We start from the raw sequence: 17,210 nt of genomic DNA, 5'->3' as shown, positions 1-17,210 counted from the left end.
CATTCGGCCGGCGAGCCTGAGGGTTTGCAAACAGGAGGGATCAATGACGGCAGTTGCAGAACAGGCGCCGGCCAACAGGCTGCGCAAGAACAGTCTTGGCGTCGGCGCCATCACCTTCATGGTGATTTCGGCGGCCGCCCCGCTCACGGCCGTCGCCGGCGGCACGCCGCTCGGCATGCTGATGGGCAATGGCGCCGGCTTTGCCGGCACCTATCTGATCGTGACGGTGCTGCTGCTTTTGTTCGCGGTTGGCTATGTCGCCATGTCACGCCATGTCGGCAATGCCGGCGCCTTCTATGCCTATGCCGCGCGCGGCCTCGGCAGCATGGCCGGCGGCGCCACGGCGCTGATCGCCATCCTGTCCTACAATGCCATGCAGATCGGGGTCATGGGCCTGCTCGGTGCCGCGACATCAGGCCTGTTCGCCGGCTGGGGCATCAATTTGCCCTGGTGGGTGTGGAGCTTCATCGCCATCGCGCTGGTCGCCGTGCTCGGCTATCGGCAGGTCGACCTCTCCGCCAAGATCCTGACGGTGCTGGTGCTGTGCGAATATCTTGTGGTGCTGGTCCTCGACATCGCCATCCTCAAGACCGGCGGCGACAGCGGCCTGTCGGCGGCGCCATTCAGCTGGAGCCAGATCGTCAGCGGCTCGCCGGCCATCGCAATCCTGTTCTGCTTTGCCGCCTTCATCGGTTTCGAGGCGACGACGATCTATGCCGAGGAAGCCCGCGATCCAAAGGTCACCATTCCGCGCGCCACCTATTTTTCGGTCGTGCTGATCGGTGTCTTCTACATGCTCACGGCATGGCTGATGGCGGTCGGCGCCGGTGTCGACAAGCTGCTGCCGACGCTGCAAGGGCTGCAGGATCCGACGACCTTCCTGTTCGGCCTGTCGGATCGTTACGCCGGCACGATGCTGTCGCAGGCGATGAGCATCCTGTTCGTGTCGAGCCTGTTTGCCGGCGTGCTGGCGTTCCACAATGCGGTTGCGCGCTATATCTATGTCTCGGGCCGCGAAAAACTGTTGCCGCAGACGGTCGGCGTGACGCATGCGGTGCACCAGAGCCCGCATGTCGCTTCCATCATCCAGAGCGTGCTCGCCGCGGTCGTCGTCGGCCTCTTCGCCGTGCTCGGCCTCGATCCGGTGCTGGCGCTGTTTTCGTGGCTGACCAATGTCGCGACGCTCGGCGTCATCGTCATGATGGCGGTGGCCTCGCTTGCCGTGGTGATGTTCTTCCGCGCCAATCCATCGACGCAGGAGAACGCGATGAAGACCACCATCCTGCCCGGGCTGACCTTCATCGCCTTCGTCATCATCATCTACCTGATCGTCATCAATTTCGGCAGCCTGTCCGGGGCCGGCGGTTTTCTCGGTGTGTTCCTGCCGGGGCTGGTGCTGATCGCCGCGATCGTCGGCCTGCTGCTGGCCAGCGCGCTGAAGAGCCGCGATCCCATAGCCTTCGAAACCCTCGGCCAGCCGTTGAAAGATTGAGAAAAGCAAAGGGGCGGCGTGCCACGCCGCCCCTTACACCAAGGGGAGTGGCGGATTTGAGCTTTGCCGAAAATATCACCGTCGAGGCATTGGAAGCCGATCCCTACCCGATCTATGCAGAGCTCAGGCGCAGCGCGCCTGTCGCTTTCGTGCCGGCGGTCAATCTGTGGTTCGTCACCCGCTGGAAGGATGTCGAGAGCGTCGCCAAGTCGCCCGACATCTTCTCCGCCGTCGTCGGCTCGTCGCCGGTCGAGCGCTCCTTCGGCAAGCCCACCATCCTGACCACCGATGGCGAGACGCACAAGCAACTGCGCCAAGGCGTCGACCCGAAATACCGGCCGCGCACAGTCGCCGCCTATGCCAGCGACCTCGTGCGGTCGATCGCCGAACCTTTTCTCGATCGGATCGCCAACCAGGGTTCCGCCGAGCTGATGGCCGACTATTTCGAGCCGGTGTCGACGCTCAGCCTGGCGCGCTCGCTCGGCCTTGCCGACATCGACATGCCGACGCTGCGCCGCTGGTTCTATGGCCTTGCCCAGGGCGCCATCAATTTCGAGAACGACCCGAAGCGGCAGGAGATCGCCGACGCGATCAGCGCCGAGGTCGGCGACGCCATCCTGCCGACGCTGGAAAGGCTTGTCCACGCACCGGATGATTCCGCGCTGTCGCATATGCTGCATGACGGCATGCCGGAGGGCACGACGCGGCCAATCGACTTCCTGATGCCGAGCATCAAGGTCATCCTGCTTGGCGGCATGCAGGAGCCCGGACATGGCGCCGGCTCGATCGTCGCCGGCCTGCTGGCCCACCCCGAACAATTGCGGCAGGTGCTCGCCGATCCCGAGACCTTTGTGCCGAAGGCTGTCGATGAAGGTTTGCGCTGGGTGGCGCCGATCGGCACGCAGACGCGGCAGACGACGCGGGCGGTCGAGCTTGGCGGCGTGACGATCCCCGCCGGCGCCGCGGTAGCCGCCCTCGTCTCTTCGGCAAGCCGCGACGAGAGCCGCTTTGCCGATCCCGACCGCTTCGACATCAACCGCGACGAAGGCAACCATGCCGCTTTCGGCTTCGGCCATCATTTCTGCTCGGGCCGGTTCTTCGCACGCGAGCAGATGTGCCTTGCGGTAAGGCTGTTGCTCCAACGCTTCCCCGATCTCAGCCTTGTGCAGGGCAGGGAACCGGTGTTTCGCGGCTGGGAATTCCGCGCGCCCACCACATTGCATGTGTCCCTTGGAGTCCGTCATCCATGATCAGTCAGGTTGCCATCGACACGCTGCGCAAGACGGAGATCGGCGCGCGGGGCCTGTTCATCGATGGCGCACAGACCGAGGCTACAAGCGGCGAAACCCTGCCGGTGACGTCGCCGGTTGATGGCCGCCCGTTTGCCAGTATCGCCGATGGCAATGCCGCCGACATCGACCGCGCGGTCAAGTCGGCGCGCAAGGCGTTCGAGAAGGGCTCGTGGTCGCGATCAGCGCCGGCCTTTCGCAAGAAGGTGCTGACGAAATTCGCCGAGCTGGTCGAAAAGCATGCCGACGAGCTCGCCGTGCTCGGCGTGCGCGACAATGGCACCGAGATCGGCATGGCCTACAAGGCCGAACCGCTCTCGGCGGCAGGCACCATCCGCTACTACGCCGAGGCCATCGACAAGGTCTATGGCGAGATCGCGCCGACGGCCGACAATGTTCTGGGACTGATCCACAAGGAGCCGCTCGGCGTCGTCGGCGTCATCGTGCCGTGGAATTTTCCGCTGATGATCGGCGCCTGGAAGATTGCGCCGGCGCTTGCCGCCGGCAATTGCGTGGTGGTCAAGCCCCCGGAAATCGCTTCGCTCACGCTGCTGCGGCTGGCCGAACTGGCAAGCGAGGCCGGACTTCCCGCCGGTGTGCTCAATGTCGTCACCGGCCGTGGTTCGGTTACCGGCGAGGCGCTCGGCCTGCATATGGATGTCGACGCCATCGCCTTCACCGGTTCCGGCCCGGTCGGCCGGCGGCTGCTCGAATATTCCGCTCGCTCCAACCTGAAACGCGTCTTCCTCGAACTCGGCGGCAAGTCGCCCAACATCGTCTTTGCCGATGCTCCCGACCTAAAACAGGCGGCGGGCGTCTCGGCCAACGGCATTTTTCGCAATTCCGGCCAGGTCTGCGTCGCCGGCTCGCGCCTGCTCGTCCAGGCGTCGGTCTATGACCGTTTCATGGACGAGCTTCTCTTGGCAACGACCCGGCTGAAAGTCGGCGACCCGCTCGATCTCTCCAGCGACATCGGCGCGGTGTCGAGCGCCGAACAGCTGGACAAGAACCTCGGTTTCGTCGCCAGGGCCACGGAAGAAGGTGCCCGTCTCGTCACCGGCGGCGAACGGATCCTGACCGAGACCGGCGGCAGCTACATGGCGCCGACGATCTTCGAGAACGTCACGCAAGACATGCAGCTTGCGCGTGAGGAGGTGTTCGGGCCCGTACTCGGCGTCATGCGCTTCGAAACCGAGGAGGAGGCGGTCCGGCTTGCCAATTCGACCGTCTACGGGCTTGCCTCCGCGGTGTGGACCGCCAACCTCTCCACCGCGCATCGCATGGTGCGCGCCATCAATGCCGGCGTCGTCCACGTCAACACCTATGGCGGCGCCGACATCACCGTGCCGCTCGGCGGCGTCAAGCAGTCGGGCTTCGGCCGCGACAAGTCGCTGCACGCGCTGGAGAAATATCTGGAACTCAAGACCGCGTGGATCGCGCTTTGAGACCAACCGTGGCGCTGGCCTGCCTCCGAATCTGACCTTCCCACGGAGATGCCCAGGATCGCCTTAGATCCGGCGGCGGTCGGCCGAGCGCCGTCTTGTTCTCTCTTCGTTGGAATTTTTGAGAGAATATTCCTGGCTTTGGCGAGAACGGCGAAACGCGTTCTTTGATTAAATCAATAGAATTCCTGACGATGTGATCAAGGCTAGGCAGTCCGCTTGGCCGCATGACTTCACAACTGCAGAGATCAATCATGTCCGACTTCAAAAACACTTTGCCATCTTCCTCAGGGTCAACCATCAACCGGCGCAGCGGCCTGGCTCTGCTGTTCGCATCGGCCGTCGCGGTCGGCAGCCTGATGGCACCGCATGCATCGTTCGCCGAGGACAAGAAGGCGATCAAGGTCGGCATCATCAGCGGCGAGGACGAGGATGTCTGGCGCGTCGTCGTTGCCCAGGCGGCCGAAAAGGGCCTCGCCATCGAGACCGTGGTGTTCAACGACTACACCCAGCCCAACGAGGCGCTGGAGCGCGGCGAAATCGACGCCAACGCCTTCCAGCACCAGCCCTATCTCGACAACCAGATCAAGACTCAAGGCTATCACATCGTGCGTGTCGGCTATACCGGCGTCTGGCCGATCGGCCTCTATTCGAAGAAGTACAAAGCAGTCGCCGACCTGCCCGAGGGCGCGGTCGTCGGCGTGCCGAACGACCCATCCAACGAAGGCCGGGCGCTGCGCGTGCTGCAGAACGAGGGCGTGATCAAGCTGAAAGACGGCACCGGCATTCTGGCCACCACCGCCGACATCGCCGAGAATGCGAAGAAGGTGGTGATCAAGGAACTCGACGCCGGCATCGTCGGCCGCTCGGTCGAGGATCTCGACGCGGCCGTGGTCAACACCGACTGGGCGCTGAAAAGCGGCCTGACGCCGGAAAACCGCATCGCGCAGGAGCCCATCGCCGACAATCCCTACCGCAATTTCATCGCGGTGAAGGCCGGCAACGAGAACGAGGCCTGGGTGAAGACGCTGGTCGCCTCCTATCAGAACGAGGCGGTGAAGGCCGAGTTCGACAAGGTCTACAAGGGCACCGGCCTCAGCGCCTATTGACCCGATCGTCGACCGGAAACCCGGTTCGAGAGCAATAGCGGTCCGCGCTCAGGCGCGGGCCGCGATTGCGTTTTCGGAGAACAGGAACATTCATGAACCAGCATATCACGGCATCCGGAGAAACCGCCGATCCGACGCATGCCCGGCCCGACGCGTCTCAGGACGTCGTGCGCCTCGTCGACCTGAAGCGCCGCTTCGGTGTGACAGCGGCGCTCGACGGCATCTCGCTGACCGTGCGCAAGGGCGAGATCCTCGGTATCATCGGTCGCAGCGGCGCCGGCAAATCGACGTTGATCCGCTGCCTGAACGGGTTGGAACGGCCTGACTCCGGCGAGGTGTTCATCGAGGGCCGCGAGATCAGCCGGCTAGGCGAGCGCGACCTGCAGCCGTTGCGGCGACGCATCGGCATGATCTTCCAGCATTTCAACCTGCTGTCGGCCAAGACCGTCGAGGACAATGTGGCGCTACCGCTCAAGATCGAGGGGCGCCCGAAAGCCGAGAGGCTGAAGCGCGCCGCCGAACTGCTCGATCTCGTCGGCCTGTCGGAGAAAGCAAAAGCCTATCCGGCGTCGCTGTCGGGTGGCCAGAAGCAGCGCGTCGGCATCGCCAGGGCGCTGGCAGCACGGCCGGCGCTGCTTTTGTCGGATGAAGCCACTTCGGCGCTCGATCCGGAGACGACGCGCTCGATCCTTGCGCTGCTCAGGGATATCAACCGGCAGCTCGGCCTGACCATCCTGCTGATCACCCATGAGATGGAGGTGATCCGCTCGATCGCCGACCGCGTGACGGTGATCGATGCCGGGCGCATCGTCGAGCAAGGCCCGGTCTGGTCGGTATTCGCCGACCCGCGCTCGGACATCACCAGGAGCCTGCTCGGCGCCATCCGGCCGCAGCTGCCAGCCGAACTGGCGGCCCGGCTGCTGCCGGCGGCCGGCGCGGAGACGATCCTGCGCGTGGATGTGGCCGGCGAAGCGGCAAGCGGGCCATTGCTGTCCGACCTTGCCACGGCTGTTCCAGGCACCTTCCGCCTCGTCCATGGCGGCATCGACCATATCCAGCAGCAGCCGGTCGGCACGCTGTTCCTTTCGGTTCCCGGCAGCGATGCAAATCATCTCGCTGACATCATCACATTCCTGAAGGCCCGCCAGGCGCGGGTGGAGGTGCTTGGCCATGTCGCCGATCCTGTTTGAACTTCTGCTGCGTTCGATCTGGGAGACGGTGCTGATGACGGCCGCCTCCGGCCTCATCTCGCTGGTCTTCGGCCTGCCGCTCGGCCTGGCCTTGATCGCCACCGAACGCGGCGGGATTGCCGAAAGCCTGTGGGTGAACCGGTCGCTTGGCGCCGTCATCAACGGCTTCCGTTCGGTGCCCTTCATCATTCTTCTGGTCGCGCTCATCCCGGTGACGCGGCTGATCGTCGGCACCTCGATCGGCACATGGGCGGCCATCGTGCCGCTGTCGATCGCCGCCACGCCCTACTATGCGCGCATCGCCGAAGTGTCGCTGCGCGAAGTCGATCGCGGGCTGATCGAGGCGGCGCGCGCCATGGGCGGCAACCGCTGGACGATCATCCGCGAGGTGCTGGTGCCGGAAGCCCTGCCCGGCATTGTCGCCGGCTTCACGGTGACGCTGGTGACGCTGATCGGTGCCTCGGCCATGGCCGGCGCCATCGGTGCCGGCGGCCTCGGCGACCTCGCCATCCGCTACGGCTATCAACGATTTGAGACGTCCATCATGATCGCCGTGGTCATCGTGCTGATCATCCTGGTCTGCGGCATCCAGTGGGCGGGGGACCGGCTGGTGGCGAGGCTGGATCGGCGGGGGTGAAAGACTGGCTGGTGGCACGGCCGCGTACGGGATAGGCGGAGGCATCCCCGCCACCAAACCGTCTGACACCCGGCTTCACCCGCCAAAGCTGCCAAGCCGCGTCGGCTGCGTGTAGTTGCGGTCGACATAGAGCAGGGCCGAACCGCCGCTGCCGTGCCGGACATCGATGACGCGGCCGATCATGACATTGTGCGTGCCGACGATATGCACAGTCTCGATCTCGCAATCGAAATTGACGATCGCATCCGACAGCGCCGGCGTACCGGAGGTCAGCGTCTGCCAGCGTGCGGCGGAGTAGCGCGCTTCCATGTCCCTGGTCGCGCCGGCGAACTTTCCCGCCAGATGCATTTGGTCATGCGTCAGCACGTTGACGCAGAAGCGCTGGTTGGACAGGAACATGGCGGCCTGCGTCGAGCGCCCGTTCATGCACACCAGCAGCGTCGGCGGCTCGTCGGAGACGCTGCACATGGCGGTGGCGGTGAAGCCGCCGCGCCCTGCCGGGCCATCGGTGGTGACGATGTTGACCGGCGCGCAGACCCTCGCCATGGCGTCGCGGAAATCGGTTTTCGAAATCTGCGTGGCCATCTGGTTTCACTCGGCCGTTGAGACAAGCGGATTGAACCAGGTATCGCCCGTCCAGCCATTCTCGTCATAGTCGGCCATGCAGGTGTCGACGAGCTCTTCCATCGCCTTCAGCCGCCCGCCGCGTTCAGCTCCTTTCAGCACCTGCAGCCGCACCTCTTCCGGCGCGCCGGCATAGTTGAGCTCGTAGAGCGCGTGACGGCCGCCGAACTCGGTGCCGGTCGCGTCCCACAAAAGCTTCATGATCTTGATGCGCTCGATGTGGCCCATGTCGTTGGAGCCGCGCACATATTGCGCCAGATACTTGTCGATCTCGGGGTTGTTGAAGTCGCGCACCGACGACGGCAGGTAGATCAGCCCGGACGCGATCACCCGGCGCACGGTGTCGATGACGCGCGGATAGGCTTCCGACATGAAGGTGCGGTAGGCGAGCGCGGCTTCCAGATTGGGCAGCACCGCACCATTCGCCCACGGGATCGGGTTGTAGGCCATGGCGTTGGAAAAGCTCCAGAACATGTGCCGCAGTGCAATGACCTCGCCCAGTGCCGCCTGGTTGCCGCGGAAAGCATCGCCGCCCGTGGCGCGCAGCGCCTTGGCCAGCAGGCCGGCGAGGAAATCGAGCTTGACGGCGAAACGCGTGCAGCCCTGGAAGCAGTAGCCATGCATGAAGCCGGACGCCGGGTGGAAGGACAGGATCTTCTGCGCATCGCGCAGCACCAGCACGTCCTCCCAGGGGATGAAGACATTGTCGAGCACCAGGATCGCGTCGTTCTCGTCGAAGCGTGACGACAGCGGATAGTCGAACGGCGCCGCCACCGTGTTGGCCGTCTGCTCGTAGGAGACGCGGCAGAACATCTTTATCCCCGGCGCATTCATCGGCACGATGAACATCACCGACAGCGACGGATCCTCGGTGACCGTCGCCGATCCCTGCGCCAGGAAGTTATAGTGCGTCAGCGCCGAGGACGTCGCCACCACCTTGGCGCCGGAGACGTAGATGCCGGCATCCGTCTCCTTGGTGATGTGGACGAAGACGTCCTTCACCTGTTCGGCCGGCTTGTGGCGGTCAATCGGCGGGTTGACGATGGCATGGTTCATGAACAGCACGGCTTCCTGGGCACGCCTGTGCCAGGACAGGGCATTGTCCCTGAACGGCCCGTACCAGTCTGCGTTGGCGCCGAGCGTATTCATCAGCGCCGCCTTGTAGTCGGGCGTGCGCCCCATCCAGCCATAGGACATGCGTGACCACTCGGCGATCGCCGTCTGCTGGGCGGCGAGTTCGCCAGAGGATTTGGCGACGCGGAAATATTTGTGGGTGTAGCCGCCCGAGCCGCTGTCGGTCGGCGAAGTCAGCGTGTCCCGTCGCAGGGGATCATGCAGCGCATCGTAGAGGCGCGCCAGCGACCGCGCCGAATTGCGCATCGACGGGTGCGTGGTGACATCGGCAATGCGTTCGCCATTGATATAGACCTCGCGGCCGTCGCGCAGGCTCTCCAGATACTCGGCCCCGGTGAACGGCCGTGCCTTGTCGACGCGGAAGTCTTCTGATCGCATGATGGTCCTCCTCTTGAGTCGCAACACTAGCGCCTTGGGCATGCATTGGTTATGGACGGAACGGCAAAACCGATTGGACTTTTTCAGGCGCCATGAGCCAGAATTCCATCCCCGACTTCTTCGTCTATGGCGAGCCTGTGCGGCCGCTCGATGTCGGTTTCCTGCATGTCGAGACGGTGCTTGCGCGCAGCAATATCCATCTTGGTCAGGTTGCGGCGCACAAGCATCCGCAGATGGGCCAGATCACCTACTGGACCAGCGGCTCCGGCACCTACCGTATCGAAGACCGGTCCTGGGACTTTTCGGCGCCTGCCGTCAGCTTCGTGCCGAGCGCTGTCGTGCATGGCTTCTCGATCGGACCCGGCACCGATGCCATCGTCGTCTCGGTCGCCGACGGCGCGCTCGCGGCCATCGCCGCTCACAGCCTGCTGCCGCTGGACAGGCCGGTCTTTGCCGACGGTCTGCCACGACACGCAGCGTGGGCGAGACTGGCGGCGGTGCTGGAGATGATCGCCGCCGAATATGCCGAGGCGCAAGCCGGCAATGACAGGGTCCTGCCGGCGCTGATCGCCGTCGCACTCTCCCAAATTGCGCGCCTCAGCCCCGGCGTGACCGCCTCCGCCGCCTCTTCCGATGCTTCGCTGGCGCGGGGCCTGCGTCGGCTCGCCGACACGCATTTCCGCGACAACTGGCCGGTCGATCGCTACGTCGAGGCGCTGGCCACCACGCCGCATCTTCTCGACAAGGCTGCCCATGCGGTTCTGGGCGCCGGCGTCAAGCGGGTCGTCAGCGAAAGGCGGCTGCTGGAGGCCAAGCGCCTGCTGCTGTTCACCGTACGCACGGTGGAGGACATCGCCTACGAGATCGGCTTCGACGACCCGGCGTATTTTTCACGGTTCTTTCGCGCGCGAGTCGGCGAAGCGCCCGCCGCCTGGCGCCGGAAGCACTTGCAGGGCCATTGATCCTGCGTGAAATGCAGACCCCGTGACGCGCAATCCTCGATGTTGCAGCCACAGCCACTTTTTCGTGAAGCTGAACGGGTTGATCCCTTCGCCTGCCTGCCTAGGTAGAAAGGAGCGGCGGGTGCCACGCAAATCTGACATCGGACCAATCTGACGGTCGGCATGATATTTTCCTGCATTCAAAAGCTTGCCCTTCCTATTCTCTTCGTTGGCATCCAGTCTTCCTGCGTCGTTCCCGACGATACGTCGCGCGTGGCCAAGGTTGACCCCACCGCGGCGGCGGCTCGCAAGGAGATGGTCGGCCTCAGCGAAGCCGACGTCCGCATGTGCGCGGGGTTTCCGACCGCCACCGCGGACGCCGGCCGATCGGGCCAGATCTGGTCCTATAAGCGCGTCGTTCAGCGCGGCAATCTCAGCATCGTCGTCCCAACCATGGCATTGGGCGCGATCCCGGCGGTCGGTGGCTCCGTCAATGTCGCTCCCGGCGGTTATTGCGATACGCAAATTCGCATGGTCGACGGTCGCGTCGCCGAAGTTGCCTACGCCGGCGACAACAATATGCCGAACAGGCGCGACGCGCTTTGTGTCAGCACGGTGGACGCCTGCGTGACCTATGCGCGTCAACACGGTCAGAGGCCAGTGGCAGCGAAACGGCGATGACGGTCACGCAAATATCGTTGAGGGCTTGACTGACCCGCCGGACAGAATACGCTAGCGCAAAATACCGGCTCTGATCGCCGGGCGGCAAGAATGCCTCGTATGCCTCGCCCTCCCGGCGCTGGCTGCGAGGCATTGTCATTTTGGGGATCTGTTTGAAACGGCGTATCGAGATCGGCATCCTATATTCCCGCTCGGGGAGCTATCAGCTCGTCTCCGATGCGTGCCGCATCGGCGCCATGCGCGCCATCGCCGACATCAACGCCGATCGCAGCTCAGGTATCGAACTGGTGCCGGTCGAGCGCGATCCGCAAAGCAATGCCGACCGCTACGCAACGCTGTGCGAGGATATTTTCAGGACCAGCAGCGCGCGCCATGTCGTCGGGTGCGTCACCTCGTGGAGCCGCAAGGAAACCATTCCGGTGCTCGAGAAGGCGGGCGGCATGCTGTGGTACGCCTGCCCCTATGAGGGCTTCGAGGCCAACGAGCACGTCGTCTACATGCACGCCTGCCCCAACCAGCATCTGGTGCCGTTGATGGCGCATGTCGTGCCGCGTTTCGGCGCCAACGGTTTCCTGCTTGGCTCGAACTATATCTGGGGCTGGGAGATGAACCGCGTCGCCCGCGACCTGATCGCCGATGCCGGCGGCAAGGTTCTGGGCGAACGCTATCTGCGCATCGGCGAGACCGACGTGTCGCGTCTGATCGCGGAAATCCGCGCCACGCGGCCGAACTTCATCCTCAACAACCTGATCGGCACCTCGTCCTACGCCTTCCTCGCGGCCTATCGCGACCTAGGTCACGAGGATGCCGCCTTCAGTCCCGAGACTTGTCCCGTCATCTCCTGCAACCTCACCGAAGGTGAGCTGCCGGCGATCGGTGAATCCGGCAAGGGACATCTATCGGTCGGGCCGTACTTCGCGCCGCGGCCGGCCGCCTTCGCCTCGTCTTTCGAGGCCTCCGCCTATGCCTCCGTGCAGGTGATGGCCGACGTGCTCTCCAGCAATCCCGAAGCCGGTCCGGCGGAATTTTCCAGAGCCTTCGCAGAACGCCGCTTCTCCACCCGGCTCGGGCCGATCGCCATCGACGCGCACTCGCAGCACGCCACATTGCCGGTGATCATCGGGCGGATCGCGGACGGCTTCTTCGAGGTCGTCAGCCGCGAAGACGAAGTCGCGCCGGATCCCTATCTGTCGCGCTACGACCCGGCAAAAACATTCGGCCGCCCACGCCTGAGGGTGGTGTCGTGACGAGAGCCCCACGCATCCCCAATCTCGGCGGCGCCAAGGCGTTTATCCTGCATCGCCCGCATCCGACGGTGCAGGCGATCACCAGGCAATTGTCGGCCATCGGCCTGATCACGCTGGACTGCTGGCCGGAACTGCCGCCCGAGGCGCTGGCGGCCGATTTCGTGTTCTTCGACGCCGATCTCGGTTTCGACGAGCAGTTCCCCTGGAAGCCGGGCGAGGCGCCGATGCCGCTGGTGGCGCTGATCGGCTCCGAGGCGCCGGGCCGCATCGAATGGGCGCTGTCGCACAAGGCCGATGCCCAGCTCCTGAAGCCGGTCGGCAATGCCGGCGTCTACAGCGCGCTGCTGATCGCGCGCCAGAGTTTCGAGGCGCGAAAACACCTGGCCAGTGAGATTGCCTCGCTTCGCCAGCGCGTCGCCGAGCGCCAGACCATCGTGCGCGCGGTCACCGCACTGGCGAAAGGCACCGATGACGGCCGCGCCTATGCGCAGCTTCGCTCGCTGGCTATGAGCTGGCAGATCAGCGTCGAGGATGCCGCGCGGCGGATCGTGGCAATGACAAGTGAAGAAGCAACAGGGGAAGAAGGCGGCGATGACCAGTCCCATCGCGCCTGATCTCACCGCGCCAGGGCGCATGCCGGTCAAACCACGCGCCGGCGTCTGGCGCCGGCTGGTCAGGCGCCGTCTCGCACTGCTTGGGCTGATGATCGTCGCCATTGTCGTTGCCGGCGCCGTGCTGGCGCCATGGCTGACTGGCTATGATCCCAACGAGCAGATGTTCGACGGCCTGACCATCGAGGGCTCGCCCTTGCCGCCGGATGCAAAATTCTGGCTGGGCACCGACCTGCTCGGCCGTGACCTGTTGACCCGCATCCTCTACGGCGCCCGCACCTCGCTGATCATCGGCATCGTCGCCAATGGCGTGGCGCTGTTCATCGGCACGCTGGTCGGTGTTGTCGCCGGCTATTTCCGTGGCTGGATCGGCAGCGCGCTGATGCGCTTCACGGATTTGATGATGGCGTTTCCGGCACTGCTGCTCGCCATTTGCCTGGCGGCGGTGTTCGAGCCCAGCCTGTGGATCGTCGCCATGGTCATCGCGCTGGTCAACTGGGTGCAGACCGCCCGCGTCATCTACACCGAAACCTCTTCGCTGGCCGAGCGCGAATTCATCGACGCCGAACGCACCATAGGGGCGAGTGCACCGCGCATCCTGTTTCGCCATATCCTGCCGCATCTGCTGCCGACCATCATCGTCTGGGGCACGCTCGGCATCTCGACCACGGTGCTGCTCGAGGCGACACTCTCCTTCCTCGGCATCGGCGTGCAGCCGCCGACGGCGTCGTGGGGCAACATCATCTTCGAGAACCAGACCTATTTCCAGGCCGCACCCTGGCTGGTGTTCTTCCCCGGTGCCGCGATCCTGGCGCTGGCGCTGGCCTTCAACCTGATCGGCGACGCACTGCGCGACATCCTCGATCCGACGCAGAGGGGCCGGGCATGATCGCCTATCTCGGCCGCCGCCTGATCCAGTCGCTGCTGATCCTGCTCGGCGTCTCGCTGATCACTTTCGCGCTGCTCTATCTCCTGCCCGCCGATCCGGTGCGCCAGATCGCCGGTCGCAGCGCCACGCCGCAGACGGTCGAGAACATCCGCCAGCAGCTCGGCCTCGACCAGCCCTTCATCGTCCAGTACTGGCGCTATCTCACGAAGCTCATCAGCGGCGATCTCGGCCGCTCCTACATCCAGCGCTCCGAAGTCACCGAGCTGATCGTCTCACGGCTGCCGGCCAGCTTGTTGCTGATGGTCGGCGCCATCCTGTGCGAGCTGCTGCTCGGCCTGAGCATGGGCCTGATCGCTGCCGTCAAGCGCGGTACCGCCACCGACCAGACGCTGATGGTCGCCTCCTTCGTCGGCGTTTCGGCGCCGCAATTCGTCGTCGGCCTGCTGCTGCTCTACGTCTTTGCCGTGCGGCTCAGCTGGTTCCCGATCGGCGGCTATGGCACCTGGCGTCATCTCGTGCTGCCGTCGCTGACCATGGGCATACTCGGCGCCGGCTGGTACGCCCGCATGATGCGCTCGTCGATGATCGATGTTCTGCGCCAGGATTATGTCCGCACCGCCCGCGCCAAGGGCCTGGCGCGGCGAGCCATCCTGTTCCGCCATGCACTGCCCAACGCCATCCTGCCGGTCATCGCCATGATGGGCATCGACATCGGCATCTTCATGGGTGGCATTGTCGTCGTCGAAAGCGTGTTCGGCTGGCCTGGCATTGGCCAGCTGGCGTGGCAGGCCATCCAGCGCGTGGACATCCCGATCATCATGGGCGTCACCCTGATCTCGGCCTTCGCCATCGTGCTCGGTAATCTGCTGGCCGACGTCATCGCGCCCTTCATCGACCCCCGCATCAAGCTCAGATGAAAATGAAAACCAGATAGAGAAAGGGAACATAAAAATGAAAAAGTTTCTCGCATCCACGGTAGCGGTATCGGCGCTGGCGCTGATGCTCGGCATGACAAGTGTTCGCGCCGAAGACGCCGTCGACCCGAACGCCAAGCAGGGCGGCGCCATCACCATCACCTACAAGGACGATGTCGCCACGCTCGATCCGGCGATCGGTTATGACTGGCAGAACTGGTCGATGATCAAGAGCCTGTTCGACGGGCTGATGGACTACGAGCCGGGCACCACCAATTTGAAACCCGACCTCGCCGAAAGCTACGAGATCTCGCCCGACGGCAAGACCTTCACCTTCAAGCTGCGCCATGGCGTGAAATTTCACAATGGCCGCGAAATGACCGCCGACGACGTGAAATATTCGCTCGACCGCGTCACCAATCCAAAGACCCAGAGCCCCGGCGCCGGCTTTTTCGGCTCGATCAAGGGCTATGACGATGTCGCCGCCGGCAAGGCCGAGAGCCTCTCCGGCGTCACCGTCGTCGACCCCTACACGGTCAAGTTCGAACTGACCCGCCCCGACGCAACCTTCCTGCATGTCATGGCCATCAACTTCTCGCATGTCGTGCCGAAGGAAGAGGTCGAGAAATACGGCGCCGATTTCGGCAAGCATCCGGTCGGCACCGGCGCCTTCAAGCTCGCCGAGTGGACACTCGGCCAGCGCATCGTCTTCGAGCGCAATGCGGACTATTGGCACAAGGGCCTGCCGCATCTGGACAAGATCACCTTCGAGATCGGCCAGGAGCCGATCGTTGCGCTGCTGCGCCTGCAGAAGGGCGAGATCGACGTGCCCGGCGACGGCATTCCGCCGGCAAAATTCCAGGAGGTGATGGCTGATCCCGAGCAGAAGGCGCGCGTCGTCGAAGGCGGCCAGCTGCACACCGGCTATGTCACCATGAACACCACCATGGCGCCGTTCGATAATGTGAAGGTGCGCCAGGCGGTCAACATGGCGATCAACAAGGCGCGCGTGATCCAGATCATCAACGGCCGCGCCGTGCCGGCCAATCAGCCGCTGCCGCCGTCGATGCCGGGCTACGACAAGGAATACAAGGGCTATCCCTATGACGTCGCCAAGGCCAAGGCCCTGCTTGCCGAGGCCGGCCATCCCGATGGTTTCGAGACGCAATTGTTCGCCATGAACACCGATCCCAACCCGCGCATCGCCCAGGCGATCCAGCAGGACCTGGCGGCCATCGGCATCAAGGCCAGCATCCAGTCGCTCGCCCAGGCAAACGTCATTGCCGCCGGCGGCGACAAGGCCGGCGCACCGATGATCTGGTCCGGCGGCATGGCCTGGATCGCCGACTTCCCCGATCCGTCGAACTTCTACGGCCCGATCCTCGGCTGCGCCGGTGCGGTGCCGGGCGGCTGGAACTGGTCGTGGTATTGCAACAAGGATCTCGACGCCAAGGCGGCCGAGGCCGACTCGGTGGTCGATCCCGCCAAGGCTGGCGAACGCGACAAGATGTGGAGCGCCATCTACGACAAGGTGATGGAGGACGCGCCTTGGGCGCCGGTCTTCAACGAGCAGCGCTTCACCATGAAATCGGCGCGCATGGGCGGCGCCGACAACCTCTATGTCGACCCGGTCCATATCCCGATCAACTACGACAATGTGTACGTAAAAGATGTGCAATAACTGCGACTACACCATCCACGGGCGCCAACATCATTTCGGCTGGGACAATTCGTTTGCCCCGGCCGAGCGGGTGGCGCCCGGCTCGACCATCGAGTTCCAGTGCCTCGATTCCTCCGGTGGCCAGTTGCAGGCCGACAGCACGGTCGCCGACGTCGCCAAGCTCGACTTCGCCACCGTCAATCCGGTGACCGGGCCGATCTTCGTCGAGGGCGCCGAGCCGGGTGACGCACTGAAGGTGACGATCGAGATGTTCAAACCGTCCGGCTTCGGCTGGACGGCCAACATTCCGGGCTTCGGGCTGCTCGCCGACGACTTCAAGGAGCCGGCGCTGAACATCTGGAAGTACGACGCTGCCTCGCTCGAGCCGGCGCTGTTCGGCAAAAATGCGAGGGTGCCGCTGAAACCCTTCGCCGGCACCATCGGCAACGCCCTGGCGGAAAAGGGTCACCACTCGGTGGTCCCGCCAAGACGCGTCGGCGGCAATCTCGACATCCGCGATCTCGCCGCCGGCACCACGCTGTACCTGCCGGTGGAAGTGGCGGGCGCGCTGTTTTCGGTCGGCGACACCCATGCCGCGCAAGGTGATGGCGAGGTCTGCGGCACGGCGATCGAAAGCCCGATGAACGTCGTGCTCAAGCTCGATCTGGTCAAGGACGCCAGGCTGAAGACGCCGCGCTTCACCACGCCAGGCCCGGTGACGCGCCATCTCGACGCCAAGGGCTATGAGGTGACGACGGGAGTTGGGCCGGACCTGATGACGGGTGCAAAGGAGGCGGTTGCCCAGATGGTCGACCTGCTTTCCACCCGCTACAGAATAGACCCCGTCGAGGCCTACATGCTGGCCTCGGTCTGCGGCGATCTCCGCATCAGCGAGATCGTCGACATGCCGAACTGGGTGGTGTCGTTCTACTTCCCGCGCTGCGTGTTTGAATGAGGTTGGGCCGGCGCTGC

Annotated in this window: 16 protein-coding genes; 14 read left to right on the top strand and 2 right to left on the bottom strand. The window is 64.4% G+C overall.

The annotated features are described in order from the left end of the window. The first annotated feature begins 43 nt into the window (after positions 1 to 43). The 6 genes from NKH95_RS09340 (at position 44) to NKH95_RS09315 (ending at position 7,159) form a co-directional block, all read left to right on the top strand. Positions 44 to 1,492 carry an APC family permease gene (locus NKH95_RS09340; RefSeq protein WP_352611511.1) on the top strand — a complete coding sequence of 483 codons (1,449 nt, stop codon included), beginning with the start codon at positions 44 to 46 and terminating at the stop codon, positions 1,490 to 1,492. 56 nt (positions 1,493 to 1,548) lie between these two features. Continuing rightward, positions 1,549 to 2,742, top strand: a complete 1,194-nt coding sequence (locus tag NKH95_RS09335; RefSeq protein ID WP_352611510.1) for a cytochrome P450 — start codon at positions 1,549 to 1,551, stop codon at positions 2,740 to 2,742. After that, positions 2,739 to 4,226, top strand: coding sequence for an aldehyde dehydrogenase (locus tag NKH95_RS09330; RefSeq protein ID WP_352611509.1), 1,488 nt, complete (start codon positions 2,739 to 2,741; stop codon positions 4,224 to 4,226). The genes NKH95_RS09335 and NKH95_RS09330 overlap by 4 nt, the downstream gene beginning before the upstream one ends. Positions 4,227 to 4,477: 251 nt before the next feature. Beyond that, positions 4,478 to 5,332 carry a MetQ/NlpA family lipoprotein gene (locus NKH95_RS09325; RefSeq protein WP_352553230.1) on the top strand — a complete coding sequence of 285 codons (855 nt, stop codon included), beginning with the start codon at positions 4,478 to 4,480 and terminating at the stop codon, positions 5,330 to 5,332. A 92-nt stretch (positions 5,333 to 5,424) separates the two neighbouring features. Beyond that, the gene (locus NKH95_RS09320) at positions 5,425 to 6,522 is read left to right on the top strand and encodes a methionine ABC transporter ATP-binding protein (protein WP_352673103.1); all 1,098 of its coding nucleotides are present in this window, start codon (positions 5,425 to 5,427) and stop codon (positions 6,520 to 6,522) included. Beyond that, complete coding sequence (locus tag NKH95_RS09315; protein ID WP_023810829.1) at positions 6,503 to 7,159, top strand: methionine ABC transporter permease; 657 nt, start codon at positions 6,503 to 6,505, stop codon at positions 7,157 to 7,159. The genes NKH95_RS09320 and NKH95_RS09315 overlap by 20 nt, the downstream gene beginning before the upstream one ends. Positions 7,160 to 7,234: 75 nt before the next feature. On the opposite strand, the gene NKH95_RS09310 is transcribed toward NKH95_RS09315, so the two are convergent. After that, entirely contained in the window at positions 7,235 to 7,744 is a 510-nt protein-coding gene (locus tag NKH95_RS09310) for a flavin reductase (RefSeq protein ID WP_352440629.1), read from the bottom strand. Positions 7,745 to 7,750: 6 nt separating this feature from the next. Next, positions 7,751 to 9,295 carry a 4-hydroxyphenylacetate 3-hydroxylase N-terminal domain-containing protein gene (locus NKH95_RS09305; RefSeq protein ID WP_352891385.1) on the bottom strand — a complete coding sequence of 515 codons (1,545 nt, stop codon included), beginning with the start codon at positions 9,293 to 9,295 and terminating at the stop codon, positions 7,751 to 7,753. Positions 9,296 to 9,387: 92 nt separating this feature from the next. Between NKH95_RS09305 and NKH95_RS09300 the strand changes: the two genes are divergently transcribed. The 8 genes from NKH95_RS09300 to NKH95_RS09265 all read left to right on the top strand — a co-directional run bounded on the left by NKH95_RS09300 (position 9,388) and on the right by NKH95_RS09265 (position 17,193). Further along, positions 9,388 to 10,257: a helix-turn-helix domain-containing protein gene (locus NKH95_RS09300; protein ID WP_352440627.1), complete on the top strand. Its 870-nt coding sequence runs from the start codon at positions 9,388 to 9,390 to the stop codon at positions 10,255 to 10,257. Between the two features lie 252 nt (positions 10,258 to 10,509). Then, positions 10,510 to 10,917, top strand: a complete 408-nt coding sequence (locus tag NKH95_RS09295; protein WP_245273201.1) for a hypothetical protein — start codon at positions 10,510 to 10,512, stop codon at positions 10,915 to 10,917. A gap of 152 nt (positions 10,918 to 11,069) precedes the next feature. Further along, entirely contained in the window at positions 11,070 to 12,164 is a 1,095-nt protein-coding gene (locus NKH95_RS09290) for a transporter substrate-binding protein (protein WP_023810824.1), read from the top strand. After that, the gene (locus tag NKH95_RS09285; RefSeq protein WP_023810823.1) at positions 12,161 to 12,778 is read left to right on the top strand and encodes an ANTAR domain-containing response regulator; all 618 of its coding nucleotides are present in this window, start codon (positions 12,161 to 12,163) and stop codon (positions 12,776 to 12,778) included. Before NKH95_RS09290 ends, NKH95_RS09285 begins: the two co-directional genes overlap by 4 nt. Before the next feature lie 19 nt (positions 12,779 to 12,797). Beyond that, a complete protein-coding gene (locus NKH95_RS09280; protein ID WP_196815320.1) occupies positions 12,798 to 13,664 on the top strand; it encodes an ABC transporter permease in 867 nt (288 codons plus the stop codon). Continuing rightward, positions 13,661 to 14,581: an ABC transporter permease gene (locus NKH95_RS09275; protein ID WP_352891384.1), complete on the top strand. Its 921-nt coding sequence runs from the start codon at positions 13,661 to 13,663 to the stop codon at positions 14,579 to 14,581. Before NKH95_RS09280 ends, NKH95_RS09275 begins: the two co-directional genes overlap by 4 nt. Positions 14,582 to 14,663: 82 nt before the next feature. Continuing rightward, positions 14,664 to 16,259 carry an ABC transporter substrate-binding protein gene (locus NKH95_RS09270; RefSeq protein WP_502895179.1) on the top strand — a complete coding sequence of 532 codons (1,596 nt, stop codon included), beginning with the start codon at positions 14,664 to 14,666 and terminating at the stop codon, positions 16,257 to 16,259. Continuing rightward, entirely contained in the window at positions 16,249 to 17,193 is a 945-nt protein-coding gene (locus NKH95_RS09265) for an acetamidase/formamidase family protein (protein ID WP_023810819.1), read from the top strand. Before NKH95_RS09270 ends, NKH95_RS09265 begins: the two co-directional genes overlap by 11 nt. Positions 17,194 to 17,210: the final 17 nt, after the last annotated feature.

It is taken from the genome of Mesorhizobium sp. M0848 (assembly GCF_040319805.1).
Lineage (GTDB): Bacteria > Pseudomonadota > Alphaproteobacteria > Rhizobiales > Rhizobiaceae > Mesorhizobium.
The sequence above is the reverse complement of the archived record's forward strand: the minus strand, read 5'-3'. Positions and strand labels throughout refer to the sequence as shown.

Bases quoted from the DNA above. Each gene is read 5' to 3' on its own strand.
- NKH95_RS09340 (WP_352611511.1), top strand. From the start codon at position 44: ATGACGGCAGTTGCAGAACAGGCGCCGGCCAACAGGCTGCGCAAGAAC.
- NKH95_RS09330 (WP_352611509.1), top strand. From the start codon at position 2,739: ATGATCAGTCAGGTTGCCATCGACACGCTGCGCAAGACGGAGATCGGC.
- NKH95_RS09325 (WP_352553230.1), top strand. From the start codon at position 4,478: ATGTCCGACTTCAAAAACACTTTGCCATCTTCCTCAGGGTCAACCATC.
- NKH95_RS09320 (WP_352673103.1), top strand. From the start codon at position 5,425: ATGAACCAGCATATCACGGCATCCGGAGAAACCGCCGATCCGACGCAT.
- NKH95_RS09315 (WP_023810829.1), top strand. From the start codon at position 6,503: ATGTCGCCGATCCTGTTTGAACTTCTGCTGCGTTCGATCTGGGAGACG.
- NKH95_RS09310 (WP_352440629.1), bottom strand. From the start codon at position 7,744: ATGGCCACGCAGATTTCGAAAACCGATTTCCGCGACGCCATGGCGAGG.
- NKH95_RS09305 (WP_352891385.1), bottom strand. From the start codon at position 9,295: ATGCGATCAGAAGACTTCCGCGTCGACAAGGCACGGCCGTTCACCGGG.
- NKH95_RS09300 (WP_352440627.1), top strand. From the start codon at position 9,388: ATGAGCCAGAATTCCATCCCCGACTTCTTCGTCTATGGCGAGCCTGTG.
- NKH95_RS09280 (WP_196815320.1), top strand. From the start codon at position 12,798: ATGCCGGTCAAACCACGCGCCGGCGTCTGGCGCCGGCTGGTCAGGCGC.
- NKH95_RS09275 (WP_352891384.1), top strand. From the start codon at position 13,661: ATGATCGCCTATCTCGGCCGCCGCCTGATCCAGTCGCTGCTGATCCTG.
- NKH95_RS09270 (WP_502895179.1), top strand. From the start codon at position 14,664: ATGCTCGGCATGACAAGTGTTCGCGCCGAAGACGCCGTCGACCCGAAC.
- NKH95_RS09265 (WP_023810819.1), top strand. From the start codon at position 16,249: ATGTGCAATAACTGCGACTACACCATCCACGGGCGCCAACATCATTTC.